The following is a 26,269-nucleotide window of genomic DNA, read 5'->3' as shown; positions in this document are numbered from 1 at the left end:
ACGGCCCCGCCGTCAGATCAAAAAAGCCCCGTCCGGCCGCTCCGGCATCCCGTCCCCGTTACCGTAGGACAGCTGCGGGGCGATGGGGTAGCGCTCCGCCGCCCGCCGCTGATAATTCTCCCGCAACTCCAGCAGCTCCTTTTCCTCCAGCCGGTCCGCGATGTGCCGGAGGGTCTCCGCCCCTACCTGGCGCTCCGCCAGCAGGCCCAGCCGGACCACCTCGTTCCGCAGTCCCGTCAGATAGCGGCGCCCCAGCTCGGCCGCCCGCTCCAGATCTTCCAGCTCGGCTGCGGCGGCGGGCTCTCCCAGCGCCAGCTGCTTCAGCGAAGGGCTCCCTCCGGCCCGCTTCATCACTCCAGCCCTGGGCTGGGCGGGCACTGCGACAAAGGAGAACTCGAAAGCGTCTGTGGCCTCCAGCAAACGCGCGCAGCACAGCCTGCCGTCGTACCGCTTTCCCTTCTCGTGGGCGCACCTGCCCATGTCCGACCCGCAGATGGAGCACTCTGCCCGCTTTACCGCGCAGCCCACGCTGACCTCCCGCTTGATACCCCCTTCGATCTCCGCGATCAGGTCCTGGTTTCCCTGGGTCCGCACCATGTAGGCGTACCCCTTCAGATAGCAGGCGGGCTCTCCCAGCGCCGTGCGTATCCCCTCCTCCCGGACCACTTCCGTCCGGTAGATGCGGGCCGTCTGACCGCCGGCGCTCCACCTGTGGTCAAAGATCCCGCTCTTGCCCACAAACAGCTCCGCCAGCTGCTCCAGGGTGGCCTGTGGAAACTGCTCCCCGTCCCGGTCCACCTCGTTGTCGCACAGCCGCACCGCGAACAGATAGACCTCCGCCGCTGTCAGCTCCTTCCGGCTCTGCCGGTTGACGAGGGCCAGCTCCTCCTCTGTGGGCTCCACCCTCTGGCCCCCAAGGGCCTCCTTTTCTACCTTCATGTCCGTTCCTCCTCTCTGATGGCTTCCGCCTGGGCCAGATACAGCTTCGCTCTAGCCTCCTCCACGAAGTCCTGCAAGTTGATGTCTGCCCAGTCCACCGTCACATCGCCGCCCCAGCCGTGGAGCCGCAGCCACATCTCACAGATGCGCTCCACCGCCGGCTCCAGGGTCCGGCGCAGGGCGGTGATCTCGCTGGTCATCAGATCGGCCTGCTGGGCGCTCATCCGCTCCGTGCTGGACCAGGACAGCCCCAGCAGGAAGGGAGGGATACCGGTGCGGGCAACGAGCTGTTCCAGGATCTGACGCACCGGCACCTGGCTGTCCAGCACCTGATTGTCCGCCCCGATGACCTTGATGTCCAGATCCCCCACCGCCACAAAGTCCCGCACGGCCCCCTGCTTGCCCGCCTGCATGGCGGCGGACCACTCCCCGGCGATTTGCCGGCACCGCTCCTGGGCATAGGCTCCCTCTCCCTCTCCGGGGCGGCAGATGACCGCGAAGCGCACGTTGCCCATTCGCTCCCAGTTCATCCCCGTGGCCTGGTAGATCTTCAGCAGGATGTCGGTGAGGAAGGGCATGGACCGCAGCAGGGACACCCCGTAGGGGTGCTCTGTCTCCGGCTGAAAAGGGGTGAACAGCAGCAGCTCCTGCCAGGGCAGGGGCTCACAGGTTCCGCCCGGGCCCCGGGCACACAGCTGAAAGTCCAGGGGCGAGTCCCCCTCCCGGATCTCCACCTGCTCCGGTCCGGCGCACAGCAGAGCGGCGATCTCCCGGCCCTGGCAGTCCAGCACCAGTTCGCCCACCCCCCGCCCGCAGGTGAGCATGGAGTCCAGATAGCAGTCCAGAAAGGACTGGATGCCCCGCTGTCCCCGCCCGGTGGGGACAGTACGGAGGAACCGCTCCAGCCCCGCCTGGGCGGCGGGCTCCCCGCACTTCACCGCCACTCCGCCGGCCAGCCGGATCAGCTTCCAGATGGCCGCGTCCAGGATGGGCACCGCCTCCCGGATGGCCCGGTAGAGCTGGAGCTCCCCCGCCCCCAGGGGCACATACCGGTCCAGCACGCCGAAGGGATGCCGTCCGCTCTCCCGGATCTGCACCGCCTCCGCCCGAGCCGGCCCCTTGTTTCGTTCCCGCCGCTTCATCGCAAAAGCCTCCTTTGCCTCTTCCGGCCCCTGCCGGTCAAAATATCCTCCGTTCCACGCTCCCGGCCCAGCTGCCGCCGCGCTCCTTTGCCGCCACCGTGACGGCAAAATACCGGATGTCGTCCATTGCGTGGTCATGTTCCTTGCACACCTGGTCCCGCCCTCCGGCGCTGGTGTCCCAGCGGTACAGCCCGAACTCCCGGATGGCGTCTCCGCACCCGGGACAGATGACCAGCCGGCCCGTCCGCAGCAGCTCCGCCGTGGTGCGGATGCCGGAGAGCACCTCGTTCTCCGCCCGCCGCACCTGCCAGCCCCGCCGCCGCAGGCACTCCAGAAAGCTGGCGGCGGAGGGGTCTGCCACCACCTCCCTGATGGGCCGCCCGTCCGCCAGTGCCTCCAGCGCGTCGGCGTATTCGCTGTCCGTCTTCTGCCGCCCCTCCCGGCGGGAGTCGTAATAGAACTCCTCCACCCGGTACCACGCCTCCCCCCACCGCCCCCAAAGTCCCATAGAGGTGGGGTTCACCGTACCGTAGTCGCAGGAGATATACCACTCCGCCGCCCGCCCCTCCGGCGGCTCGCACACCATCTCCCGGGAGAAGAAGTCATATACCAGCCCTGCCGCCGCGGTCCATTCCCCCAGCACGAACCGGCGGTAGAAGGTCCCCTGGAACATGGTCCGGTATCGCTCCCGCACCTGGGGAGACAGGCCCGGGTTGTCCTCCATGGTGAAGTGGAGGTAAAGGGCGTTGCGCTCCCCGGCCTTCTGGACCCACTCCTGATAGAACCAGTGTCCCGGCCCCTCCGGGTTGCAGGAGAACCACAGCCTGGCCCCCTGGACCGAGCACCGGGCGCAGCACTGCTCCACAAAGGAGCGGGGCATCAGAACAGCCTCGTCCAGCAGCGCCCCCGCCAGGGTCACCCCCTGGATGCGTGCCGCCGCCCCCTCGTCCCCTCCGCCGAACAGGCAGAAGATGTTCCGCCGCCGCCCCAGGGACACCGTCACCTCCCCCCGGGTCAGCTGCTCCCGGCACTGGAATCCCATCCCTCTCAACAGGGGCAGCACCTCTCCCGTCAGGTTCCGCCGCACCCCCTCCATGCTCCGGCCGCACAGGGCGAATCTCCGCCCCTGGAAGCGGGCCATGGCCCACAGGAAGAAGGACAGGCCTAAGCACAGGGTCTTGCCGCTGCGCACCGCGCCGTCGCAGATGATGGCGCTCTTCTCCCAGTGGGGAGACCCCTCTCGCCACCAGGTCAGCACCTGCCGCTGTTTGGGGGAGAACCTCAGCGCTCCCATTCCGGCTCCTCCGCCGTCCCGCCCAGGGTCCGCAGCAGCTCCTCCGCTTCCGTCTCCCGGTTCTCCCGGATCAGCTCCATCAGCTTTTCCAGGGCCTTGAGCCGGTCGGTGAACTTGATCTCCACCGCTCCGTTCCCCGCCCGCTTGAACTCCGTCATAGCCGTCAGGTCCAGCCCGTCGATGGCCTCCAGCGCCTCCCCGGACAGATAGGCCAGCTTGACGGCGTCATTCACTCTCGCCCGAGTCAGTCGTCGCACCTGCCGGATCAGCTGCTCTCGCTGCCGCTTTTCTTCCGCCTTGCTCACCCCATCACCCTCCTCACCCCTGGTCCGACTTCGGAAAAAGTTGTACAGACCCGTCCACGCAGGCCAAAAATTTTCAAAAAATTTTTGCATCATGCAACGATTTGCGCAGAAAAAAATACCGGTCCGCTGCGGCGTATAGAAGTCCTCGCCCCTCCACATCCTTTTCACAGAAACATTTGGATTTGGAGGGACCCGCCATGAACCGTTTCCTTTCTTTGGCGCTGGCCGCCCTGCTGCTGGCGCCCTGTGTATCTGCTGCTGACCTCCCCGCCTCCGCCGCCCCCTCCGGGCCGGAGACAGCCGCCGCCTCTGCGGTGCTGATGGAGAAGGAGAGCGGCGCTGTCCTCTACGAAAAAGACGCCCGCCAGAAGCTGGAGCCCGCCAGCGTCACCAAGATCATGACCCTGCTTCTCATCATGGAAGCCCTGGACAGCGGCCGCATTGCCCGGGACGACATGGTGACCGTCTCCGCTTATGCCGCCGGCATGGGCGGTTCCCAGGTCTACCTGAAGGAGGGGGAGCAGATGTCCGTCTCCGAGCTGCTCAAGTGCATCACTGTGGTCTCCGGCAATGACGCCGCTGTGGCCATGGCCGAGTATCTTTCCGGCAGCGAGGCCGCCTTTGTTGCCGAGATGAACCTCCGGGCCCGTGAGCTGGGCATGGCTGACACCAACTTCGTCAACTGCACCGGCCTCCCCGCCCAGGGCCACCTCACCTCCGCTCACGACATCGCCCTCATGTCCCGGGAGCTGATCCTCAACCATCCCAGCATCCGGGAGTACACCACCATCTGGATGGACTCTATCCGGGACGGTGCCTTCGGTCTCACAAACACCAACCGTCTGGTCCGCTTCTATCAGGGAGCCACCGGCCTCAAGACCGGTTCCACCGATTCCGCCCTGTACTGCGTCTCCGCCACCGCCGAGCGGGACGGCATGGAACTCATCGCCGTGGTGATGAAGTCTCCCACCTCCGCTCAGCGCTTTGAAGACGCCAAAGCCCTTCTGGATTACGGCTTCGCCAACTATACGCTCGCCCGGGTCTATCCCGATGTCCCACTGGCCCCCGTGGAGGTGCTGCTGGGCACCACCGCCCAGGTCCAGCCTCAGTTGGAGCGGGAGTGTTCCCTCCTGGTCCGGAAGGGGGAGGAGGGCCTGATCTCCACCCAGATCCAGCTCGCCCAGGACCTGGAGGCCCCGGTGGAGCGGGGGCAGAAACTGGGGCAGATGGTGGTCACTGTGGACGGCGAGGTCCGGGACACCATCCCCATCGTCGCCTCCCAGCAGGTGGACCGCCTCACCATTCCCGGCATCTTTGGAAAGATGTTTCAGCGGCTGCTGATGGCCCGCTGACGCCCTGTTCGGAGCTCCCCGGCCGCCGGGGGGCTCCGAATAAATTCCATTTTACCGGCTTTTCACTTGACGCGTCCTCTCTTCTGTTGTATAATTTTTATAAATATAGAGGAGAATTTTTGGTTTTTGTTCGTGCTTTTCGACCATTTGTGACACAAAAGAGTGATTTGAGGTGGTTTCATTGGCCAAAACGAAGAAAAATGCCCCGGTTTATGCCCCGGAACATGAACTGAGAGCGTTCAGTGATGGACACAGCACCCATGCCTGGGAGTGCTTCGGCGCCCATGCCGGCGAGCGGGACGGTGTCCCCGGCTACTATTTCCGAGTCTGGGCCCCCAACGCCCAGCAGGTGTGTGTCTTTGGTTATTTCAACGACTGGGACCCCAACGCCAACCCTCTGACCCCTGTTCAGGGCGGCATCTGGGAGGGGTTCATCCCCGGCCTTCAGCAGTATGACGCGTATAAATATGCAGTACATACCAAGGATGGCCGCCTGACCGGCAAGGCTGACCCCTTTGCCTTCCACGCAGAGACTCGCCCAGGCACCGCCTCCAAGCTTTACGACCTCTCCGGTTACCAGTGGGGGGACCGGGCCTGGCTGGACTATCGGGCCAAAAACGCCCCCTACCGCCGCCCTATGAACATCTATGAATGTCACCTGGGCTCCTGGCGCCGCACGGGGGAAGGGGAGTTCCTCAGCTACCGGGATCTGGCCGCCTATCTGGTCCCCTATGTGAAGGAGCTGGGCTTCACCCATGTGGAGCTCCTCCCTGTCACCGAACATCCCCTGGATGCCTCCTGGGGTTACCAGTGTACCGGCTACTTTGCCGCCACCAGCCGCTTCGGTACCCCCCACGACCTGATGTATTTCGTGGACCAGATGCACCAGGCTGGCATCGGCGTCATCATGGACTGGGTCCCCGCCCACTTCCCCCGGGATGAGTTCGGCCTCTATCACTTTGACGGCACCCCCACCTACGAGTATGCTGACCCCCGGAAGGGAGAGCACGCCGACTGGGGCACCAACGTCTTTGACTACGGACGCAACGAGGTGCGCTCCTTCCTCTACTCCTCCGCCATGTTTTGGCTGGATGAGTTCCATTTTGACGGCCTGCGGGTGGATGCGGTCTCCTCCATGCTCTACCTGGACTATGCCCGCAAGCCCGGAGAGTGGATACCCAACATCCACGGCGGTAAGGAGAACCTGGAGGCCATCGAGTTCCTCCAGCGCCTCAACGAGATGGTCTTCGGTGCCCATCCCGACGTGCTGATGATCGCGGAGGAGTCCACCGCCTGGCCCAAGGTCACCTATCCGGTGAGCGACGGGGGCCTGGGCTTCAACTTCAAGTGGAACATGGGCTGGATGAACGACATCTGCCACTACATCAAAATGGACCCATACTTCCGGCAGTTCAACCACCGGGACATCACCTTCTCCCTGGTGTATGCCTTCTCGGAGAACTACATCCTGCCCCTCTCCCACGACGAGGTGGTCCACATGAAGGGCTCCTTCTTTGGCAAGATGCCCGGGGACAACCCCATGAAGTTTGCCGGCGTCCGGGTCTTCTATACCTATATGCTTGCCCACCCGGGCAAAAAGCTCACCTTTATGGGTGCCGAGTTGGCCCAGTGGAACGAGTGGCACTATGAATATTCCCTGGACTGGCATTTGCTCCAGTACGAGCCCCACCGCCAGACCCAGGAGTTCTTTAAGGCGGCCAACGCCTTCTATCTGGAGCAGCCCGCCCTCTGGGAGCAGGATGACTCCTGGCAGGGCTTCCAGTGGCTGTGCGCCGATGACAACCAGGCCAACACTGTCTCCTTCCTCCGCTGGGACAAGGAGGGCAGCCCCCTGCTGGTAGTGTGCAACTTCTCTCCGGTACACCGGAAGGGTTATCGGGTGGGGACCCCCTTCGCTGGGATGTGGTCCGCTGTGCTGAACACAGATGACGTGTCCTTCGGCGGGGGAGGCCTTGGCGACCAGGACCCTGTACGCACCGAGTACATCCCCTGCCACGACCAGGACCAGTCCATGGAGATCGACCTGCCCCCCATGGCCGCCGTCATCTACCGCTGTACCCGCAAGTTCCCCAAGCGCAAGCCCAAGGCGTCCAAATCGGAAAAAAACGGCCCCGCCGGCAAGCGCCCCGCCAAGCCCGGCGCCTCCAAGCGGAAAAAAGAGGCATAACCGGACCAGTTTCTCCGTTTGCTCCTGGTCTGTTATACGATACTTCCCTGTGTGTGCTTATCAATCCAAGAGGTGATGAATGAGATGAAGAAAGAAGTTGTGGCAATGCTGCTGGCCGGAGGGCAGGGCAGCCGGCTTTACGCCCTGACCAGCCATGTAGCAAAGCCCGCGGTCCCCTTCGGCGGCAAGTACCGCATCATCGACTTTCCCCTGTCCAACTGTGTCAACTCCGGCATCGACACAGTTGGCGTTCTGACCCAGTACCGTCCGCTGGAGCTGAACAGCTACATCGGCTCTGGCCAGCCCTGGGACTTGGACCGCTCCGATGGCGGCGTACATATCCTCCCCCCCTACATGCGCGAGGGCGACCAGGGCACCTGGTACAAGGGGACTGCCAACGCCATCTATCAGAATATCGGCTTCCTGGACCTGTATGATCCGGACTATGTAGTCATCCTCTCCGGCGACCACATCTACAAGATGGACTATGCCGACATGGTGGACCTGCACAAGAAGACCGGTGCCGCCTGCACCATCTCCGTGCTGGAGGTCACCATGGACGAGGCCAAGCGCTTCGGCATCATGAACGTGGACGAGAACGACCAGATCTATGAGTTCGAGGAGAAGCCCCCCCAGCCCAAAAGCAACCTCGCCTCTATGGGCATCTACGTCTTTTCCTGGCAGAAGCTGCGCCGCTACCTCATCGATGATGAGGCAGATCCCAAGTCTTCCAACGATTTCGGAAAGAACATCATCCCCAACATGCTCGCCGCAGGAGAGAAGCTGATGGCCTACCGCTTCCATGGCTACTGGAAAGACGTGGGCACCATCAACTCTCTGTGGGACGCAAACATGGACATGCTGGCCCCCCACAGCGGCATCGATCTTTATGATACCAGCTGGCCCATTTACGCCCGCACCCCCATCAAACCTCCCCACGTCACCGGCCCCAACGCCGTGATCTCCCACTCCCTGGTCACCGGCGGCTGCCAGGTGGACGGCTCGGTGGCCAACTCGGTCCTCTTCCATTCCGTCACGGTGGAGGAGGGGGCCAAGGTGGAGTACTCCATCCTCATGCCCGGCACCGTGGTGAAAGCCGGTGCCAGCATCTCCTACGCCATCGTGGCGGAGGACGCCGTGGTGGAGGCGGGCGCCGTGGTGGGCGCGCCTCCGGACGATTCTCCCGGCTGGGGCATCGCCGTAGTGGCAGGCGGCGTCACCGTGGGAGAGAAGGCCACCGTGACGCCCAGCGCCATGGTCCGGGAAGATGTGAAAGGAGGTGAGCGGGTATGAACGATCTCCACGGCATCCTGTTTGCCTACCATTCTGACTCCAATCTAGGTGAGCTGACCCGCCCCCGCAATACCTGCTCTCTGCCCTTCGGCGGTCGGTACCGCCTGATCGACTTCATGCTCTCCAGCTATGTCAACGCGGGCATCAGCGACGTGGGCCTGATCGTCCACGAGAGCTATCAGTCCCTGCTGGACCATGTGGGTTCCGGCAAGGACTGGGACCTGAGCCGCAAGCACGGCGGCCTGCGCATCCTGCCCCCCTTCGGCGTGGCAGAGCGGGGCGGCAGTGGGGAATACCGCGGCAACATGGAGGCGCTGGCGGGCATCTACACCTATCTCCAGAACATCCGTCAGGAGTATGTCATCATGGGCTGGGGCGACATGGTGGTCAACCTGCCCGTGGCCGAAGTGTTCCAGCAGCATCTGGACAGCGGTGCTGACATCACCATCCTCTGCACCCAGGAGCTGAAGGGCGCCCCCCGCAACACCGTCTACATCACCCAGGGTCCCGATGGACTGGTGAGCGATCTGTCCATCAATCCCGCTCACGCGGCCAACGCCCTGGAGTCGCTGGAGACCTACATCATCTCCAAAAAGCTGCTGCTGGACATGGTGGACTACTGCGCCGCCCATAACATCCACAACTTCAGCAGGGGCGTTCTGCTTCCCCGTCTGAGCACCCTGAAGGTGCTGCCCTATCTCCACAGAGGTTATGTGGCCCGCTTCCAGTCCGTGGCCGACTACTTCCAGCACTCCATGGACCTGCTGGACCCAGCGGTGCGGGCGGACCTGTTCGATCCTGACCGCCCCATCCGGACCAAGGACCAGTCCAACCCCTCCACCTACTACGGCCCAGACGCCAAATCAGTCCACTCCCTGGTGGCGGACGGCTGCTTCATCGAGGGCGAGGTGGAAAACTCCATCCTCTCCCGCGGCGTCATTGTGGAGGCAGGCGCCAAGGTCTCCAACAGCGTCCTGATGCAGGGGACCATCATCCGCGCAGGTGCCTCCCTGTCCTACACCATCACCGACAAGAATGTCCAGGTGAATCAGGACCGGATGCTGATGGGCCACTCCACCTATCCGCTGGCCATCTCCAAGGATTCCATCGTCTGATCGCAGGGGAGGCCCCTGACCGGACAAGGGGCCTCCCTCCGCGCTGATATGAAGAAAGGAACTGATCTATGAGAATTCTGTTTGCCTCGTCTGAGGTAGCGCCCTTTATCAAGACCGGCGGGCTGGCCGATGTGGCCGGCTCTCTGCCCAAGGCGCTGGCCCAGGAGGGCCACGACGTCAAGGTCATCCTACCGCTGTATGAGGGGATCGGAGAACAGTGGCGCAGCCAGATGAAGTTCGAGCAGTATTACAACGTCACTCTGTCGTGGCGGCACGTGTACTGCGGTGTCTTCTCCCTGGAGCAGGACGGCGTCACCTACTGGTTCGTGGACAATGAGTATTACTTCAAACGCTGGCAGCTGTACGGCCACTTTGATGACTGTGAGCGCTTTGCCTACTTCTCCCGGGCCGTCATCGAGACGCCGGGCCACTTCGGCTGGGCCCCGGACATCATCCACTGCAACGACTGGCAGACCGCCCTGGTCCCGGTCTACATGCTGGAGGAGCGGTACCACGTCCCCGAGCTGGCCAACACCAAGACGGTGTTCACCATCCACAACATCGAATATCAGGGCCGCTACGGCGACCAGGTACTGGAGGACGTCATTGGCCTGGACCGCAGCTATCTCAACGAGGGGATGCTGGGCTACTACAAGGACGTCAACCTGATGAAGGGCGCCATCATGGCCTCCAACTTCGTCACCACCGTCTCGCCCACCTACGCCCAGGAGCTGCGTCTGCCCTTCTATGCCCACGGCTTGGCCGGAGTCATTAACGAGCAGAGCGGAAAGCTCCAGGGCATCCTCAACGGCATCGATACCCAGCTCTATGACCCCGCCGCCACCTCCGGGCTGGCCGCCAACTTCAGCGCCCGCTCCCTGGTGAAGGGGAAGGCCGAGTGCAAGCTGGCCCTCCAGCGGGCCGTTGGCCTGGAGGAGAACGCCGACGTGCCCATCATCGCCTGCATCTCCCGCCTGGTGGGCCACAAGGGATTCTCCCTGGTCACTGATGCCCTCCACGAGATCATGGCCATGAATGTGCAGATGGTGGTCTTGGGCACCGGAGACTGGCAGTATGAGGCCGCCTTCCGTGAGGCGCAGGTCCAGTATCCCGGCCGCTTTTCCGCCCAGATCACCTATTCCGCGCCTCTGTCCACCGCCATTTACGCCGGCGCGGACCTGTTCCTCATGCCCTCGGTCAGCGAGCCCTGCGGCCTGAGCCAGATGATCGCTATGCGCTACGGCACTGTCCCCGTAGTGCGGGAGACCGGCGGCCTGAAGGACACCGTCACCCCCTACAACAAGTTCGAGGGCACCGGCCGGGGCTTTACCTTCTCTGACATCAACGCCCACGATATGGTCTGGGTCCTGCGGGAGGCAGTGGACCTCTATTTCAACAACAAAAAGGCATGGCGCGGCATCCAGAAGGAGGACATGACCGCCGACTTCAGCTGGAACAGCTCCGCCCGCCAATATCTGGAGATCTATCAGCGTATCCTGGGCTGGTAGATTCAGGGCCCGTCTGGGTATCCCGCCGGAAACGGGCTGAAATGGCGGCTGTTTTGGCCCTTCCGCCAATTGACGCGCCCACTCCGGTCTGCTACAATGGAGCCTGTATGGAAAAATTTTTCGCCATACAGGCTCCGTGATTTTTATTTTCATTTTAAATTAACAGGGAGGCAAATTATGGCTGAATACAACAAAGCCCAGCTCACTGAGATGATCGTGGGCAAGCTCCTGCGGAATTTTGGCCGCACAGTGGATGAGGCCACCCCTAATCATATGTTCAAGGCCTGCGCCATGGTCCTGCGGGATATCATGTCCGGTCATCAGATCGAGACCAGCAACCACGTCTGGGAAGCCCAGGGCCGGCAGGTCCACTACCTCTCTCTGGAATTCCTGATGGGCCGCTCTTTGGAGAAGAACGCCTATAATCTGGGGCTGCTGGACACCTTGACCCAGGTGCTGGAGGATCTGGGCTTTTCCGCCGCTGACCTGTTCGAGACCGAGCCAGACGCCGGCCTGGGCAATGGCGGTCTGGGTCGTCTGGCCGCCTGCTACCTGGACTCCATGACCACTCTGGAGATCCCGGCCACCGGCTATTCCATCTGCTATGAGCTGGGCATCTTCAAGCAGAAGATCATTGACGGCAAGCAGGTGGAGCTGGCCGACAACTGGCTTGGCCTGGGCGACGCCTGGCTTATCGCCAAGATGGACGAGGCGGAGGAGGTCCGCTTTGGCGGCAGGATCGTGGACCATTGGGTGGACGGCCACAATAAACCGGAGCACGTGGGCTACACGACCGTGCTGGCCATTCCACGTGACATGGAGATCGCCGGCTACAAGACCAACCACACCAACACCCTGCGCCTGTGGGACGCCAAGAGCCCGGTCCCCGTAGATATGTCCCTCTACTCCCGGGGTGAGTACCTGAAGGCGGTGGAGCAGCAGGCCATGGCCGAGGTCATCGCAAAAGTGCTCTATCCCGATGACAACCACTACGAGGGCAAGTCCCTGCGGCTGAAGCAGCAGTATTTCTTCGTCTCCGCCACCGCCCAGTCTATCGTCCGCCAGCACCGTGCCCAGTATGGGACGCTGCGCAACTTCCACCAGAAGCATGTCATCCAGATCAACGACACCCATCCCACCCTGGTCATCCCCGAGCTGATGCGCATCCTGCTGGACGTGGAGGGGTACAGCTGGGACGAGGCGTGGCACATCGTCACCAACACCGTCTGCTACACTAACCACACTGTCCTGGCCGAGGCCCTGGAGCGCTGGCCCCAGAACCTGATCGAGTCCCTGCTGCCCCGCATCTGGGAGATCCTGAAGGAGATCGCCGCCCGCTACCAGCGCCAGCTGGAGGGATACTTCGGCGGGGACATGAACCGGGTCTCCCGGATGGCCATCATCTGGGGTGGGGAGGTCCGCATGGCCAACCTGTGCGTGTGCGCCTGCTCCGCAGTCAACGGCGTGTCCGCCCTCCACTCCGATATCCTCAAGCGGGACGTGTTCCATGACGCCTACCTCCGCCAGCCTGACCAGTTTAAAAACGTGACCAACGGCATCGACCACCGCCGCTGGCTCTCTCAGATCAACCCCAAGCTGGACGCCCTGATCCGGGAGTGCACCGGCAGCGACGCCTACCTGCTCCACCCGGAATCCATCTCCGGCCTGGAGAAGTACAAGGACGACTCCGCCGTCCTGGACCGCCTGGAGTCCATCAAACAGGAGAACAAGCGCCGTTTTGCCGGCTATGTGGCCCGGGAGTCCGGGATCATCCTCAACACCGACGCCATCTTCGACGTACAGGTGAAGCGCCTCCATGAGTATAAGCGCCAGCTGCTCAACGTGCTGCATATCGTGTGCCTGTACCAGCAGCTGCGGGACGATCCCAATATGGACTTCACGCCCCAGACCTTCCTCTTCGGCGCCAAGGCGGCCCCGGGCTACCACGTGGCCAAACAGATCATCCAGCTCATCAACTCCCTGGCCGCCCAGATCAACGCCGACCCCGTCTGCAAGGATAAGCTCCAGGTGGTTTTCCTGGAGAACTACCGGGTCTCCCTGGCAGAGAAGCTGATGCCTGCCTCCGAGCTCTCCGAGCAGATCTCCACCGCTGGCAAGGAGGCCAGCGGCACCGGCAACATGAAGTTCATGATGAATGGCGCCCTCACCATCGGCACCCTGGACGGAGCCAATGTGGAGATGCACCAGCAGCTGGGGGATGAGAACATCTTCCTTTTCGGCCTCACCGCCGACCAGGTGGAGGAGCGCCGCCGCCAGGGCTATCGCTCTCTGGATTACTACCAGCAGGACCCGGTGCTCAAGCGGGTGCTGGACCAGATCTCCGCCGGCTTCTCCGACGGCAGGGCCTACACCGACCTGACCAACCGCCTGCTCTTCGGCGGAGGGGGCGGGATCGCCGATGAATATATGCTACTGGCCGACTTTGACAGCTACTGTCAGGCCCACCGCCGCTCTCTGGAGGTCTACAAGGACCGGAGAGCCTGGGATCAGAAATCTCTCATCAACATCGCCCAGTCCGGCATCTTCGCCGCCGACCGCTCCATCCGGGACTACGCCCGGGACATCTGGCATGTCCCCACCCGGTTCGACTGACCCTTTCAAAGCCGCCGCAGACGGGTCTGCGGCGGCTTTTTCCGTCCGGCTTAGCGCTGGCTGGAACGCTGTTCCTCTTCCGGAAATGGTAGGAAGGGATTTCCAAGAAAATCACTTGCAAAATGTCAACAAATGCAATAAAATAGAGGGCGAAGCGGACTGATCCACAGAATTTGCCTGCCGGAGGTCTCTGTATGTATCTTGCTGATCATCACATCCATTCCTGCTGCTCCCCGGACAGTGAGGCGCCCCTCTCGGAGATGCTCCGGGCGGCCCAGGCCGCCGGCCTCTCCGACCTGTGTGCCACTGACCACTGCGACCTGCTGGATCTGGACGGGGGACGGGTCACAGGGCTGGACTGGGCCCCCATCCTGACCCAGTATCAGGCGGCTCGGGGGGACTGCCCCGCCGGCGTGAAGCTGCGCCTGGGTTTGGAGCTGGGCGGTGCCCCGGTGGACCCGGACTGCGCCGCCGCCATCCTCTCCGGCGCGGACCTGGACTTTGTTATCGGCTCCATCCACAACCTCAGCCCCGCCAAGGGGGGGAAGGACTTCTATTTCCTGGACTACACCACCCCCCGGGCCTGCTATGAGGCCCTGGATGACTACTTCGACAGCCTGGCCCAGCTGGTCCATCTGGACTGCTGGGACACGATGGGCCATATCATCTACCCCCTTCGGTATATGCAGCAGATCCCTGGGCATCCTGTCACTCTGGAGAGGTACCAGGACCGCCTGCGCGCGCTCCTCACCGGGGTGGCCCAGGCGGGGCGGGCCATTGAGGTGAACACCTGGTGCGGGCGCACTGTGGCCCAGTGGCAGCCCCTGCTGGAGCTCTACCGGGACTGCGGCGGCGAGCTGATCACCCTGGGGTCCGACGCCCACAGGCCAGAGGACGTGGGGAAGGGGATCTCCCAGGCCCAGGAGCTGCTCCGGACAGTCGGCTTCCGTTATTTCACCGTCTACCACCGCCGGACCCCCCAATTCATCCGGCTGTGACAGAAGGATAGTTGAAGAAGAGAGAAGAAGGAGGATTTCATTATGATCGCAATCGCTTCCGACCACGGAGGGTACGCCCTGAAGGAGCACATCAAGGCCTATCTCGCCGCTAAGGGGATCACCTGCCAGGACTTCGGCTGTGAGACGCCGGACCGGTGCGATTACCCTGTTTTCGGCAAGGCTGCCGCCCAGGCCGTGGCCTCCGGCCAGTGTGAGAAGGGGATCGTCATCTGCACCACTGGCATCGGCATCTCCATCTCTGCCAACAAGGTAAAGGGCATCCGCTGCGCCCTGTGCGGGGATACCCTGTCCGCCGAGATGTGCCGCCGCCACAACAATGCCAACATGCTGGCTATGGGGGCGGGTATCGTGGGCCCCAACCTGGCGGAGCGGATGGTGGACGTGTTTCTGTCCACCGAATTCGACGGCGGCCGCCACACCAAGCGGGTAGAGCTGATGATGGAGATTGAGGGCTGAGCCCAGCAGAAAAATGTTCCGGAGACAAAAAGGGAATTGACAAACAGCTCCCCGTGCGATAAAGTAGTAAATAACTTTTACCGGGGCGACCCGGAAGATGACAAAACGCGATGACCGGGCCAGTAGGCAGTTCCAAAGGGTACAGAGAGGGAGCGGTTGGTGTAAGCTCCACCTGTGGAACAGGGCGCCGAACATCACCCGCGAGCAGTCCCGCTGAACCGTTTGCCGCAGTAGGCGGGGCCGGAGACCCACCGTTACAGGGGCATGAGCGCGCAGCGCCGGCCTGTTCTGGCCGCTCCGCTGTGAAGTTAGGTGGTACCACGGAGCAGACGGCTTCGTCCTATCGAGATAGGACGAAGCCGTTTATTTTTACCCCGCCGCCCAGGCGGCATGCAATTTGGAGGTGATCTTCTCATGACAGGAGCACAGGCCCTGATCGAGAGTTTGAAGCGGGAACAGGTAGCGCATATCTTCGGCTATGCCGGCGCCACCATCTGCCCGGCGGTGGACGCCTTGAAGTCCCACCCGGAGATCGGCTACACCCTGGTCCGCACGGAGCAGAACGCGGGCCATATGGCCTCCGGCTATGCCCGGATCAGCGGGAAGGTGGGGGTGTGCATGGTGACCTCCGGCCCGGGCGCCACCAACCTGATCACCGGCATCGCCACCGCCTATATGGATTCCATCCCCATGGTAGCCATCACCGGCCAGGTACCCAGCAATCTGCTGGGGCGGGATATCTTCCAGGAGGTGGATATCACTGGCGCGGTGGCCCCCTTCTCCAAGCACAGCTACCTGGTCAAGGACGCCAACGACATCCCCCGCATCGTCAAGGAGGCCTTTCACATCGCCTCCACTGGCCGGCCCGGCCCGGTGCTCATCGACATCCCCATCGACGTACAGGAGCAGTCCCTGAAAAAGTTCTACTACCCCGAGGAGGTCAGCATCCGGGGCTATAAGCCCAGCGTAAAGGGCAATGACCTGCAGATCAAACGGGTGGTGGAGGCCATCTCCCGCTCCAAACAGCCTTTGATCTGCGCCGGCGGCGGCGTGTGGCTGGCCGACGCCAAAGAGGAGCTGCTGGAGCTGGCGGAGCGGTGCTCCATCCCTGTGGTCAAGACCATGATGGGGCTGGGGCTCCTGCCCACCGACCACCCGCTGAACATGGGGATGATCGGGGCCCACGGCAACCACTGCGCCAACAAGGCCCTGGCCAAGGCGGACCTGCTCATCATGGTGGGCACCCGGGCCGCCGACCGGGCCATGGTGGACCCGGGGGAGATCCAGCGCCGCATGGCCACCATCCACATCGACGTGGACCCGGCGGAGATCGGAAAAAATATGCAGGCCGCCATCCCTCTGGTGGGCAATGTGAAGGTCATCCTCCGGCAGATCCTGGACCGGGACGTGGCGGCCACCGACTCGGCGGCCTGGCTGGAAAAGCTGCGGGACTACCGGAAGGCGGAGCTGAACCGCGTCTTCCCCCGCCGGGCGGGCTCGGTCTTCCCGGGCACAGTCCTCCGCCGGCTGGGAGCCCGGCTGGACGACGATGCCGTCATCTGCGTGGATGTGGGCCAGAACCAGATCTTCGCCTGCAAATATATCCCCCAGAAGCACGGACGCCTGCTCACCAGCGGCGGCCTGGGCACCATGGGGTATGCCCTCCCTGCCGCTGTGGGGGCCAAGGTGGCCGGTCCCGACCGCCAGACTCTGGTGGTCTGCGGCGACGGCTCCTTCCAGATGGCCATGAACGAGCTGGCCGCCATCCGGGCGGCGGACATGGACATCAAGATCGTCCTGTTCCGCAACCACACCCTGGGTCTGGTCCACCAGATCCAGAGCAGCGCCCCCTACCACGGGCCCTTCGGTGTGGCGCTGGACGGCTCCCCGGACTTTGAGACCATTGCCGCCGCGTACCGGGTCCCCTGCATCCAGGTGGGGGACGAGGATCACCTGGACGAGGCGCTGGACCGTTTTCTGGGCACACAGGGCAGCTGTCTGCTGATCTGTGAGGTCCACCCCGACGTTGGGACCAATGACTGAGAGGGGGATAAGCCATGAAACAGACCATTTCCGTCCTGGTGGAGAACCAGGCCGGCGTTCTGAACCGGATCACCGGCCTGTTCTCCCGCCGGGCCTTCAACATAGAATCCCTGGCAGTGGGTGTCACCGATGACCCCACCATCTCCCGCATCACCATCATCGTGGACAGCGGCAACAGCGTGGTGGAGCAGGTGGAAAAGCAGCTCAACAAGCTGATCGAAGTCATCAAGGTCCGCACCCTGGAGGAGAACAGCCTGATCGGCCGGGAGCTGATGATCCTGAAGGTGAACGCCAACAACAAGACCCGCCAGGATATCATGACCATCTGTGAGATCATGGGGGCCAAGGTGGACGATATCTCTCCCACCTCCCTCACCCTGGAGCTGTCCGATACTCCCGACCGGCTGGACACCTTTCAGTCCATGATGCGCCCCTTCTCCATCCTGGAGGTGGCCCGCACCGGGGTCATCGCCGTCCAGAAGGGCGGAGGGAAAATTTGATCGTGAGTCAGGAGATAAAAGTTCTGAGTCAGTAAGTGCGCTTCCGGCGCACAAATATAAAGCGGTCCGGCGAAGCCGGGCGCCTCAGCTCCTATCTCATCGTTCCTATCTGAACCAAAGGAGGCAGCAGCTTGAAAGTAAGAGCCACCCAGGCCATCCTGGAGTGCCTGCTGGAGCAGGAGGTGGACACCGTCTTCGGCTATCCGGGCGGGACCATCCTGAATCTCTATGATGAACTGTATCACTACCAAGATAAAATACACCACATATTGACCGCCCACGAGCAGGGGGCCTCCCACGCCGCCGATGGCTATGCCCGATCCACCGGCAAGGTGGGGGTGTGCTTCGCTACCTCGGGCCCCGGGGCCACCAATCTCACCACCGGCATCGCCACCGCCTATATGGATTCCTCTCCTGTGGTCTTCATCACCTGCAATGTCACTGAGGAGACCCTGGGCAAGGACGCTTTCCAGGAGGTGGACATCACCGGCATTGCCATGCCCATCACCAAGGCCACCTATCTGGTCCGGGACCCCCAGACCATCCCCGACGTGATGCGTCAGGCCTTTGCCGTGGCTGCCACTGGCCGGCCCGGCCCGGTGCTCATCGACTTTCTGAAGAACGTCACCTTCCCCACCACTATGATCGACTATGAGTTCATCCCCTGGAAGGAGAACCGCTCCTGCGGCAGCATCCGGGAGCTGAACCTGCGCCACGGCCTCAAGCCGCCGGAGCCTGACCTGGGGGATATCGACAAGCTGGTGGAGATGATCGCCCAGTCCCAGCGGCCGCTGCTCATGTGCGGCGGCGGCGTGGTCCGCGGGCGGGCGGACCGGCAGTTCCGGGAGTTTGCCGAGAAGCTGGACTGCCCCGTGGCCATCACCGTCATGGGGGGCGGCGGCTTCCCCGGTGCGCACCCCCTCACCACCGGCATGGTGGGGATGCACGGCACCCAGGCCTCCAACACCGCCTGTGACCAGTGCGACCTGCTCATCGCCGTGGGCTGCCGCTTCTCTGACCGGGTGGCTCTGGACCCTGCCTCCTTTGCCAGCCAGGCGAAGATCGTCCAGATCGATATCGACCGTTCGGAGATCGACAAGAACATCCTCACCGACCACCACATCATCGGCTCCGCCAAACGGGTGCTGGAACTGCTCAACCAGCGGGTCCCCCAGTACCACCGGGACGCCTGGAAGGAGCAGATCCTTTCCCTGAAGCGGGAGCCGGAGGTGGAGACCTCCCAGGTCCTCACTCCCAGGCAGGTGCTGGAGACCATCCGCCGCATGGCCCCCCAGGACACCATCGTGGCCACCGATGTGGGCCAGCATCAGATGTGGTCTATCCAGCATTTCCACTTCGACTACCCCGGCCAGCTGCTCACCAGCGGCGGCTTCGGCACCATGGGCTTCGGACTGGGGGCCGCTATCGGTGCCAAGGTGGGCAATCCGGACAAGGTGGTGGTCCACACCACTGGAGACGGCTGCTTCCGCATGAACTGCCACGAGCTGGCCACTGTGGAGCACTACCACCTGCCCATCATCACCGTCATCTTCAACAACGGCTGCCTGGGCATGGTGCGCCAGTGGCAGAACCTGCTCTACCACCAGCGCTTCTCCCAGACTACCCTGGACCGTGGCCCCGACTTCGTCAAGCTGGCCGAGGCATATGGACTGAAGGGCTTCCGGGTCTCCACCCGGGCGGAGATGGAGCAGGCCTTTGGCCAGGCCCTCCAGGCGGGGTGCGGCTGTGTCATCGACTGCCGCCTGGATATGGACGAGATGGTCCGGCCTATGGTGGCCGGCGGGGCCCATATCACCGACTTTCTGCTGAAATAAAGGGGGCTTCACCATGAGACCTGATATGAACAAGGACATCAAGCCCTACACGCTGTCCATTCTGGTCCAGGACATCCCCGGCGTCCTCAGCCAGGTGGCCCGCCTCTTCTCCCGCAAGGGCTACAACATCGAATCCATCGTCTCCGGCGAGTCGGGGGACCCCGGCGTGACCCGCATCACCATCGTGCTGCTGGGGGACGAGCTGATGATCTCCCAAATCGCCGCCCAGTGCCGCAAGCTCCTTCCGGTGATCGCAGTGAAGATCCTGGACGAGTCCACCTCCCTCCAGCGGGAGATGGCCCTCATCAAAGTCAAGACCCTGGACCGCAACGCCCGGGACGAGGTCATCCAGATGGCCAACATCTTCCGGGCCAACATCATCGACGTCAGCCGGGAGACTCTTACCGTAGCCATCTTCGGGGACCGGGACAAGACTGAGGCTCTGGTCCGCCTGCTGAGGGACTTCGGCGTGCTGGAGATCGCAAGAACGGGTACCATCGCCATCGAAAGAGGGCGTAGCACCATATACGACGACAATAAGATCAAGGAGGAATATAACTATGGCAAAAATGTACTATGAGAAAGACTGCGACATCAACTACCTCAACGGCAAGAAGATCGCCATCATCGGCTATGGCTCCCAGGGCCACGCCCATGCCCTGAACCTGAAGGACTCCGGCTGTGACGTGTGCGTAGGCCTGCGCGCCGGCTCCAAGAACTGGAAGAATGCCGAGGACGCCGGCTTGAAGGTGATGACCGTGGCCGACGCCGCCAAGTGGGGCGACATCGTGATGATGCTCATCAACGACGAGGTCCAGGCCGACGTCTACAAGCGGGACATCGAGCCCAACCTGGTGGAGGGCAATGCCCTGGCCTTCGCCCACGGCTTCAACATCCGCTACCAGCAGATCCGTCCCCCCAAGGGCGTGGACGTGTTCATGGCTGCCCCCAAGGGCCCCGGTCATACCGTCCGCTCCACCTATGTCAACGGCAAGGGAGTGCCCTGCCTGGTGGCCGTGGAGCAGAACGCCACCGGCGACGCCTATAAGATCGCTCTGGCCTACATCGCCGGCATCGGCGGTGCCCGGGCCGGCGTGATGGAGACCACCTTCCACGACGAGACCGAGACTGACCTGTTCGGCGAGCAGGCCGTGCTGTGCGGCGGCGTGGTGGACCTGATGCGCTGCGGCTTCGAGACCCTGGTGGAGGCTGGCTACGAGCCTGAGAACGCCTACTTCGAGTGCATCCACGAGATGAAGCTCATCATCGACCTGATCAACAAGGGCGGCGTGGCGGCCATGAATTACTCCATCTCTGACACCGCCGAGTACGGCGAGTATGTCTCCGGACCCCGCGTGCTGCCCTACGAGGAAACCAAGAAGAACATGAAGGCTGTCCTTCAGGACATCCAGGACGGCACCTTCGCCGGAAAGTGGATCGCCGAGAACAAAAACGGCCGCACCTTCTTCAACTCCAAGCGCGCCCAGCTGGCCAAGCACCAGATGGAGATCGTGGGCGAGGAGCTGCGCAAGAATATGATCTGGGGCGGCGACAAGGACCTGGATACCGCTTCCAACTAAATTTACCTTTTTTAAAAATCCACCAGTTATACTGGTGGATTTTTATATAAAACCTGCAACATTTGGTCCCGCCTGTCCGTCTGTATCCATGGATGGACCCAGCCCCGCGCTCTTGTGTATCCCGCTCCCGGGCGGGCCCGGCAGATATCAGAAAGGAAGCAGAAGATGAAACGCTTTTGGGAAAAAAGATGGCTGCCGTTCCTGGCCCTAATCCCGTTCCTGCTGTACGCGGCGGCGGCGGTATGGACCAGCACTCGGAACGTGTCCCAGCTCCCAGTGCTCATGTACCACCACGTCTCGGAGGACGTGGCCAGCGATATGGTAATCTCTCCTGCCCGGTTCGAGGCCCATATGACGGCCCTGAAGGAGCACGGCTGGAACAGCGTGACCATCCGGCAACTCATTGAATTTGGGGAGCAGGGGACCCCTCTCCCGGACCATCCGGTGCTCATCACCTTTGATGACGGCTATACCAGCAATCTGGAGCTGGCCGCCCCTATCCTGGAGCGCTATGGCCTGAACGCCGTCATCTTTGTCATCGGGATCAACGCCGGGCAGAGCGTCTATGCCCACTCGGGCCAGCCCCTGGACCCGCCCCGCTTCGCCCTGGAGGACGCCCGGCCCTATCTGGAGTCCGGTGTGCTGGAGGTAGAGAGCCACACCTTTGACCTGCATCAGCGGGCCGACTACGGGTACAGCGGCCGCGAGGGCGTGCTACCCTTGGCGGACGAGCCGGAGGAGGCCTACCGCCAGGTCCTCGCCAGTGACTGCCGTCAGGCCCGGCGGCTCTTCGCCCAGGAACTGGGCCAGCAGGTCACCGCCCTGGCCTACCCCTTCGGACTGGTCAGTAAGGAAGCGGACCGGATCTTCGGGGAGGAGGGGATCAAAGTGACCGTCACCTCCGTCTTCGGCCCCAACCAGATCCGGGTCGGAGACCCCGCCTCCCTTCGGATGCTGAACCGCTACGCCATCACGGACAACACCTCCACCCAGGAGCTGCTGGATTTGGTCAACTGGCATAAGGAGACCTTTGGGGAAAAGGTCCTGCGCCATCTGGGGCTGGAGCCCTGAGCCCTCCCGCCCTTTTTCTGTGAAAAAGCCAGCCTGTCCCCCCGGGACGGCCGGCTTTTTTCTATGGAACAGCTCTGGAAGATGTCTCCACGGTCCGGTCCTGTCTGCTCAGGGCAGGGCCTCCCGGCACAGCTCCAGACACCGCTGGTAGGCCGCTCCCTCCTCCACCCGGAAGAGGCTCCCCTCGAAGCAGAGAAAACCGTTCTCATACAGGACCACATCCCCCAAGGGCTCGTAGGTGCGGAACAGATCGATATGATAGGTATGCTGCCCCCGCTCATAGCGGATGGCCTGATAGGGCCCCCGCCAGGCCACCCGCAACTCCCCCAGGGCCTGGACCAGGCCGTTCTCCTCCACTGTGAACCTGACCATATCCTCGTGGGAGGGGGTGACATAGAACTCCGTGACCTGGTCCAGGGGGGGCAGCATCCCCTGCAGCGGCCGGGCTCCCAGGAAAACCTGGGCGGCCACCGCCAGCAGGGCCGCCGCCGAGAACAGGGCAAAGGCCCAAGCCGCCGCCCGGTCCCGCAGGCTCATCGTTCCGTGCTTCATTTCCCGCGCCTCCCATCTGTTCCAGAGAAAGTCTTTTCTAAAACAAGCTTAACAGCGGGGACCCATTTTGTAAACGGGTCCCCGCCAATTTCAGCAGGATTTTTCCCCCGGCCCCAGGAACAGCTCGTCCACCGTGGTCCCCAGCACTCCGGCCAGGTGGAAGGCCAGGGTGAGGGTGGGGTCGTACTTGTTGTTTTCGATGGCGTTGATGGTCTGGCGGGACACTCCGCACCGGCGGGCCAGCTCTTCCTGAGAGAGCCCCATCTCGCTCCTCAGCGCCCGGATCTTGTTCTCCATGCTCAGCCTCCGTACTTGTGCTTGAACCAGCCCAAAAAGGCCGCATACACCACCGCCGCCGTTACCAGCTGGATAAAGGGGGAGGCCGGCTCCCCGCTGGGCTGCTGTACCGCCGTCCGGATCACCTCGATCAGGTCGCCGCCCACCACGGCGATGAAGGCCCAGGTGCTGGCCTTGCCCACGATCATCTGCCGCCGCTCGTCCTCCAGCTCCGACCGGACCAGGGAGACGAACATCCACACGATCAGCACTGCGGAGAGGATCAGCACGGCCAGAAAGATCACCACAAAAATAGAAGTCCCGTTGGATTCCATGACGCTGCCTCCTTGTCAAATCAAGATGTCAAATTCTTTTGACATCTTGATTCTAACATGGATGTGCGGAGATGTCAAATACTTTTTACATCCCGTGCAAAAAAAGACCCGGCCTCCCCTGGATGGCCGGGTCCTGAAAGCGCAGCATATGAGTCTTTGGTCAGGAGTTCTTCATTACGATCTGCTCCACCACGTCCGCCACATGCTCACAGGCGTCAGTGCATTTCTCAAGGTAGAAATAGACCTCCCGCCAGCAGATGATCTCCACCGGGTCGGTGCAGGTGGTGTGCAGCTCCCGCATGCTGGTCACAAAGACCTGATCCGCCTGCTCCTCCAGGGTGTTGATGGCGATGATGTGGTCCCGCAGGCTCTTGGAGTGGCGGAAGGAGGCGAACTCTTTCAGCATGAGCTTGACCATGTCGCAGCTCTTCACCACGATGGAGACCAGCTCCAGGGAGTCGGGCCGGATGCTCTGGATGTTGTTGTAGTAGAGCCGGAGCATCACATCCTCGATCTTGTCTGTCACCTCATCGATGTTCTGGCTGAGCAGGATGACGTCCTCCCGCTCGATGGGGGTGATGAACGCCTTGACCAGAGCGTCCAGCACCTCGTGCTTTTTCTCGTCAGCGGCGTGCTCCACCTTGTGCATGTCGTCCAGCTTCTCCCGGATCAGCAGGGGATCGAAATCCCGCATGACCCGCTCCAGCAGGTGGGCCGCCTGATAGGCGCAGTCCGCACAAGCGTAGAAGTTGCCGAAATAAAAGGAATCACTCTTTTTCGCCATAACACTCTTCCTCCCCATGATCGATCAGAAGATCGCCGTAAATATCTTAGCCATGACAAAGCTGATGAGCCCGCATCCCGGGAAGGTGAACACCCAGGTGAGCATCATGTCCTTCACCACGCCGAAATTGATGGCGGAGAGCCGCTTCACCGCCCCCACACCCATGATGGCGCTGGTCTTGGTGTGGGTGGTGGACACTGGGATACCGAACAGGCTGGAGAGCAGCAGGCAGGCCGCCGCCGCCAGGTCTGCGGCGAACCCCTGGTACTTCTCCAGGCGCACCATATCCATTCCCACCGACTTGATGATCTTTTCGCCCCCCACGCTGGTGCCCAGGCCCATCACGGTGCTGCACATCAGCATCAGCCAGGCGGGGATGACCATCCCGGTGACGCTCTCCTGCCCGCCGCAGAAGGCCATGCCCAGAAAGAGCACGCCGATGAATTTCTGCCCGTCCTGGGCCCCGTGCATGAAGCTCATGGCGGCGGCAGCAAAGATCTGTGCCCCCTGGAAGAAGCCGTTGGTCTTCCTTCGGTCCATCCCGGCGCACACCAGGATGACCAGGCGGCAGATGCCCCACCCGGCCAGGAAGCCCAGCGCCAGGCTCAGCACCAGGCCGTAGAGCACCTTGACCCACTCGCCCATGTTGATGCCGCCAATGCCGTTCTGGATGGCGATAGCCGCCCCTGTGAGGCCCGCGATCAGGCTGTGGCTCTCGCTGGTGGGGATGCCGAAGCGGGCCGCCCCCACGCTGTACACCACGATGGAGAACAGAGCCGCGCACAGGGCGATCAGGGCCTCATGGGTGTTGCCGCCGAAGTCCACCATATTGCTGATGGTGGAGGCTACCGAGCTGTTGATGTGGGTCATGATGAGCACGCCCAGGAAGTTGAACACCGCGCTGGTCAGGATGGCTGCCCGGACGTTGATGCACCGGGTGGCGATGCAGGTGGCGATGGCGTTGGGGGCATCCGTCCATCCGTTGACGAAAATGACGCCCAGCGTCAGCAGGACTGTGACCAGCATGGCCGGGCTGGAAAAGACCTGCTGTACAAATGATGCAAATGACAGTTCCATACGATCTCCCGCGCTCCCTCCTGCCCGTGAGAGGCATAAAAATAACAGGACTTGCTGACCCGGTCCGGTGCGAAGTCCTGTCATCCTCCATCAGGGAGCATCCCCCTTGTTCTTCAAGTTGTCGTGGAACCACAGCACGGAGCATCTTCCGCCGGGAACGTCCATTCCCCTGTGGACCTCTAGGTTTAGCATAGCATTTTACACCAATTTCGTCAAGACTTTACCTTTTCCGTCCCAGTTCAAGATTTGTGCAGGCAGGGAGACCGGCGTTCTGCCCGTCTCATCCCAGCCCCATCACCTCCATGCTGCGGCACATGTGGATGGCCATGGCATGCTCTGCGCCCTCTCCGTCCCGCTTTGCCAAAAATTCCAGCAGCAGGGCGTGGTCCCGCAGGGTGTCCTCTGCCAGCTGCTCGCCGTGCTCTCCGCTCTCCACTGCGGCGGCCACTGCCTGGTGGATCACCGGCAGCAGCCGGACCATGAATTCGTTGTGGGCAGCCCGCACGATGGCGGCATGAAAGTCACGGTCCGCCTCCGTCCGGTCCTGTCCTGCCCGGATGCACCGCTCCACCGCCTCCCCTCTCTCCAGGATATCCCGCAGCTCCTCCTCCGTGGCCCGCTGGCAGGCCAGCCGGGCGGCCTTTGGCTCGAAGATGGACCGCAGCTCAAACAGGTCCCGCAGCTGGCCCTGAAGCCGCTCCAGCCCAGAGAAGCCGAAGTCCTCGATGTCCGCCACTTCCTCCGACACAAAGGTCCCCCGCCCCCGCCGGACCTCCAGCACTCCACGGGCGGCCAGCTCTCGGATGGCCTCCCGCAGGGTGGCGCGGCTCACCCCCAGCTGCTGGGAGAGCTCCACCTCGTTGGGGAGCTTGTCCCCGGGCCGCAGCGTGCCCTCCGCCACGATGCTGTTATACAGGCGTTCCGCCGTCTGCTGGGACAGATTCCGCTTCGACATGGTCTCTCTTCTCCTTTTCTCTGTGCCGGAGGCGCAG

24 protein-coding genes and 1 other annotated feature are annotated in these 26,269 nt (G+C 62.6%); of the genes, 14 read left to right on the top strand and 10 right to left on the bottom strand.

The genetic code is table 11. The features are described from left to right. Positions 1-12 precede the first annotated feature (12 nt). Genes NE584_RS11475 through NE584_RS11460 form a run of 4 tightly spaced genes read right to left on the bottom strand, consistent with a single transcriptional unit; the run spans position 13 to position 3,680 of the window. On the bottom strand, positions 13-939 hold the full coding sequence (locus NE584_RS11475) for a hypothetical protein (RefSeq protein ID WP_108979991.1): 927 nt from the start codon (positions 937-939) through the stop codon (positions 13-15). Next, positions 936-2,081, bottom strand: coding sequence for a phage portal protein (locus tag NE584_RS11470; RefSeq protein ID WP_256182869.1), 1,146 nt, complete (start codon positions 2,079-2,081; stop codon positions 936-938). Before NE584_RS11470 ends, NE584_RS11475 begins: the two co-directional genes overlap by 4 nt. A 37-nt stretch (positions 2,082-2,118) precedes the next feature. Further along, the gene (locus NE584_RS11465) at positions 2,119-3,375 is read right to left on the bottom strand and encodes a PBSX family phage terminase large subunit (protein ID WP_108979993.1); all 1,257 of its coding nucleotides are present in this window, start codon (positions 3,373-3,375) and stop codon (positions 2,119-2,121) included. Next, on the bottom strand, positions 3,363-3,680 hold the full coding sequence (locus tag NE584_RS11460; RefSeq protein WP_050622865.1) for a hypothetical protein: 318 nt from the start codon (positions 3,678-3,680) through the stop codon (positions 3,363-3,365). Before NE584_RS11460 ends, NE584_RS11465 begins: the two co-directional genes overlap by 13 nt. A gap of 197 nt (positions 3,681-3,877) precedes the next feature. Between NE584_RS11460 and NE584_RS11455 the strand changes: the two genes are divergently transcribed. The 14 genes from NE584_RS11455 (at position 3,878) to NE584_RS11390 (ending at position 22,253) form a co-directional block, all read left to right on the top strand. Further along, the gene (locus NE584_RS11455; protein WP_050622867.1) at positions 3,878-5,032 is read left to right on the top strand and encodes a D-alanyl-D-alanine carboxypeptidase family protein; all 1,155 of its coding nucleotides are present in this window, start codon (positions 3,878-3,880) and stop codon (positions 5,030-5,032) included. A 181-nt stretch (positions 5,033-5,213) separates the two neighbouring features. Then, positions 5,214-7,220 (top strand): 1,4-alpha-glucan branching protein GlgB, encoded by a 2,007-nt coding sequence (glgB, locus tag NE584_RS11450; protein ID WP_256182868.1) that lies wholly within the window; start codon positions 5,214-5,216, stop codon positions 7,218-7,220. Positions 7,221-7,295: 75 nt separating this feature from the next. Next, complete coding sequence (locus NE584_RS11445) at positions 7,296-8,513, top strand: glucose-1-phosphate adenylyltransferase (protein WP_050622868.1); 1,218 nt, start codon at positions 7,296-7,298, stop codon at positions 8,511-8,513. Next, complete coding sequence (gene glgD, locus NE584_RS11440; protein WP_050622869.1) at positions 8,510-9,628, top strand: glucose-1-phosphate adenylyltransferase subunit GlgD; 1,119 nt, start codon at positions 8,510-8,512, stop codon at positions 9,626-9,628. Before NE584_RS11445 ends, glgD begins: the two co-directional genes overlap by 4 nt. A 68-nt stretch (positions 9,629-9,696) precedes the next feature. Continuing rightward, complete coding sequence (gene glgA, locus NE584_RS11435; protein WP_050622870.1) at positions 9,697-11,136, top strand: glycogen synthase GlgA; 1,440 nt, start codon at positions 9,697-9,699, stop codon at positions 11,134-11,136. A 177-nt stretch (positions 11,137-11,313) separates the two neighbouring features. Beyond that, complete coding sequence (locus NE584_RS11430; protein WP_256182867.1) at positions 11,314-13,749, top strand: glycogen/starch/alpha-glucan family phosphorylase; 2,436 nt, start codon at positions 11,314-11,316, stop codon at positions 13,747-13,749. A gap of 194 nt (positions 13,750-13,943) precedes the next feature. Next, the gene (locus tag NE584_RS11425) at positions 13,944-14,747 is read left to right on the top strand and encodes a PHP domain-containing protein (protein ID WP_256182866.1); all 804 of its coding nucleotides are present in this window, start codon (positions 13,944-13,946) and stop codon (positions 14,745-14,747) included. Between the two features lie 42 nt (positions 14,748-14,789). Further along, positions 14,790-15,224, top strand: coding sequence for a ribose 5-phosphate isomerase B (rpiB, locus tag NE584_RS11420; RefSeq protein WP_050622873.1), 435 nt, complete (start codon positions 14,790-14,792; stop codon positions 15,222-15,224). A 101-nt stretch (positions 15,225-15,325) separates the two neighbouring features. Continuing rightward, positions 15,326-15,570: a binding site (T-box leader), on the top strand. Between the two features lie 68 nt (positions 15,571-15,638). Continuing rightward, complete coding sequence (gene ilvB, locus NE584_RS11415) at positions 15,639-17,267, top strand: biosynthetic-type acetolactate synthase large subunit (protein ID WP_082203476.1); 1,629 nt, start codon at positions 15,639-15,641, stop codon at positions 17,265-17,267. Positions 17,268-17,281: 14 nt separating this feature from the next. Continuing rightward, a complete protein-coding gene (gene ilvN, locus NE584_RS11410; RefSeq protein ID WP_050622875.1) occupies positions 17,282-17,767 on the top strand; it encodes an acetolactate synthase small subunit in 486 nt (161 codons plus the stop codon). A gap of 131 nt (positions 17,768-17,898) precedes the next feature. Further along, the gene (gene ilvB / locus NE584_RS11405) at positions 17,899-19,602 is read left to right on the top strand and encodes a biosynthetic-type acetolactate synthase large subunit (protein ID WP_050622876.1); all 1,704 of its coding nucleotides are present in this window, start codon (positions 17,899-17,901) and stop codon (positions 19,600-19,602) included. 13 nt (positions 19,603-19,615) lie between these two features. Further along, complete coding sequence (gene ilvN, locus NE584_RS11400; RefSeq protein ID WP_242850269.1) at positions 19,616-20,182, top strand: acetolactate synthase small subunit; 567 nt, start codon at positions 19,616-19,618, stop codon at positions 20,180-20,182. Further along, complete coding sequence (gene ilvC, locus NE584_RS11395) at positions 20,163-21,182, top strand: ketol-acid reductoisomerase (protein WP_050622878.1); 1,020 nt, start codon at positions 20,163-20,165, stop codon at positions 21,180-21,182. The genes ilvN (NE584_RS11400) and ilvC overlap by 20 nt, the downstream gene beginning before the upstream one ends. 165 nt (positions 21,183-21,347) lie before the next feature. Next, complete coding sequence (locus NE584_RS11390) at positions 21,348-22,253, top strand: polysaccharide deacetylase family protein (RefSeq protein WP_256182865.1); 906 nt, start codon at positions 21,348-21,350, stop codon at positions 22,251-22,253. 108 nt (positions 22,254-22,361) lie between these two features. On the opposite strand, the gene NE584_RS11385 is transcribed toward NE584_RS11390, so the two are convergent. The 6 genes from NE584_RS11385 to NE584_RS11360 all read right to left on the bottom strand — a co-directional run bounded on the left by NE584_RS11385 (position 22,362) and on the right by NE584_RS11360 (position 26,232). Continuing rightward, positions 22,362-22,805: a hypothetical protein gene (locus tag NE584_RS11385; protein WP_256182864.1), complete on the bottom strand. Its 444-nt coding sequence runs from the start codon at positions 22,803-22,805 to the stop codon at positions 22,362-22,364. Between the two features lie 90 nt (positions 22,806-22,895). After that, positions 22,896-23,102, bottom strand: a complete 207-nt coding sequence (locus tag NE584_RS11380; RefSeq protein ID WP_050622882.1) for a helix-turn-helix transcriptional regulator — start codon at positions 23,100-23,102, stop codon at positions 22,896-22,898. Positions 23,103-23,104: 2 nt separating this feature from the next. Further along, complete coding sequence (locus tag NE584_RS11375) at positions 23,105-23,416, bottom strand: hypothetical protein (protein WP_050622883.1); 312 nt, start codon at positions 23,414-23,416, stop codon at positions 23,105-23,107. 160 nt (positions 23,417-23,576) lie between these two features. Beyond that, on the bottom strand, positions 23,577-24,200 hold the full coding sequence (locus tag NE584_RS11370) for a DUF47 domain-containing protein (protein WP_256182863.1): 624 nt from the start codon (positions 24,198-24,200) through the stop codon (positions 23,577-23,579). A gap of 24 nt (positions 24,201-24,224) precedes the next feature. Beyond that, positions 24,225-25,277 carry an inorganic phosphate transporter gene (locus tag NE584_RS11365; RefSeq protein ID WP_050622885.1) on the bottom strand — a complete coding sequence of 351 codons (1,053 nt, stop codon included), beginning with the start codon at positions 25,275-25,277 and terminating at the stop codon, positions 24,225-24,227. Between the two features lie 280 nt (positions 25,278-25,557). Further along, positions 25,558-26,232: a FadR/GntR family transcriptional regulator gene (locus NE584_RS11360; protein ID WP_108980004.1), complete on the bottom strand. Its 675-nt coding sequence runs from the start codon at positions 26,230-26,232 to the stop codon at positions 25,558-25,560. Between the last annotated feature and the right edge of the window lie 37 nt (positions 26,233-26,269).

The organism is Clostridium sp. DFI.5.61, from assembly GCF_024462915.1.
GTDB lineage: Bacteria > Bacillota > Clostridia > Oscillospirales > Oscillospiraceae > Lawsonibacter > Lawsonibacter asaccharolyticus.
This window is presented reverse-complemented; position numbering and strand designations above follow the sequence as displayed.

Coding starts and splice junctions, on each gene's coding strand:
- ilvN (WP_242850269.1), top strand. CDS start 19,616: ATGAGACCTGATATGAACAAGGACATCAAGCCCTACACGCTGTCCATT.
- ilvB (WP_082203476.1), top strand. CDS start 15,639: ATGACAGGAGCACAGGCCCTGATCGAGAGTTTGAAGCGGGAACAGGTA.
- NE584_RS11445 (WP_050622868.1), top strand. CDS start 7,296: ATGAATGAGATGAAGAAAGAAGTTGTGGCAATGCTGCTGGCCGGAGGG.
- NE584_RS11385 (WP_256182864.1), bottom strand. CDS start 22,805: ATGAAGCACGGAACGATGAGCCTGCGGGACCGGGCGGCGGCTTGGGCC.
- rpiB (WP_050622873.1), top strand. CDS start 14,790: ATGATCGCAATCGCTTCCGACCACGGAGGGTACGCCCTGAAGGAGCAC.
- glgD (WP_050622869.1), top strand. CDS start 8,510: ATGAACGATCTCCACGGCATCCTGTTTGCCTACCATTCTGACTCCAAT.
- NE584_RS11390 (WP_256182865.1), top strand. CDS start 21,348: ATGAAACGCTTTTGGGAAAAAAGATGGCTGCCGTTCCTGGCCCTAATC.
- NE584_RS11455 (WP_050622867.1), top strand. CDS start 3,878: ATGAACCGTTTCCTTTCTTTGGCGCTGGCCGCCCTGCTGCTGGCGCCC.
- NE584_RS11470 (WP_256182869.1), bottom strand. CDS start 2,081: ATGAAGCGGCGGGAACGAAACAAGGGGCCGGCTCGGGCGGAGGCGGTG.
- NE584_RS11370 (WP_256182863.1), bottom strand. CDS start 24,200: ATGGCGAAAAAGAGTGATTCCTTTTATTTCGGCAACTTCTACGCTTGT.
- ilvN (WP_050622875.1), top strand. CDS start 17,282: ATGAAACAGACCATTTCCGTCCTGGTGGAGAACCAGGCCGGCGTTCTG.
- NE584_RS11375 (WP_050622883.1), bottom strand. CDS start 23,416: ATGGAATCCAACGGGACTTCTATTTTTGTGGTGATCTTTCTGGCCGTG.
- NE584_RS11425 (WP_256182866.1), top strand. CDS start 13,944: ATGTATCTTGCTGATCATCACATCCATTCCTGCTGCTCCCCGGACAGT.
- NE584_RS11465 (WP_108979993.1), bottom strand. CDS start 3,375: ATGGGAGCGCTGAGGTTCTCCCCCAAACAGCGGCAGGTGCTGACCTGG.
- NE584_RS11475 (WP_108979991.1), bottom strand. CDS start 939: ATGAAGGTAGAAAAGGAGGCCCTTGGGGGCCAGAGGGTGGAGCCCACA.
- NE584_RS11430 (WP_256182867.1), top strand. CDS start 11,314: ATGGCTGAATACAACAAAGCCCAGCTCACTGAGATGATCGTGGGCAAG.
- NE584_RS11380 (WP_050622882.1), bottom strand. CDS start 23,102: ATGGAGAACAAGATCCGGGCGCTGAGGAGCGAGATGGGGCTCTCTCAG.
- ilvC (WP_050622878.1), top strand. CDS start 20,163: ATGGCAAAAATGTACTATGAGAAAGACTGCGACATCAACTACCTCAAC.
- NE584_RS11360 (WP_108980004.1), bottom strand. CDS start 26,232: ATGTCGAAGCGGAATCTGTCCCAGCAGACGGCGGAACGCCTGTATAAC.
- glgA (WP_050622870.1), top strand. CDS start 9,697: ATGAGAATTCTGTTTGCCTCGTCTGAGGTAGCGCCCTTTATCAAGACC.
- NE584_RS11365 (WP_050622885.1), bottom strand. CDS start 25,277: ATGGAACTGTCATTTGCATCATTTGTACAGCAGGTCTTTTCCAGCCCG.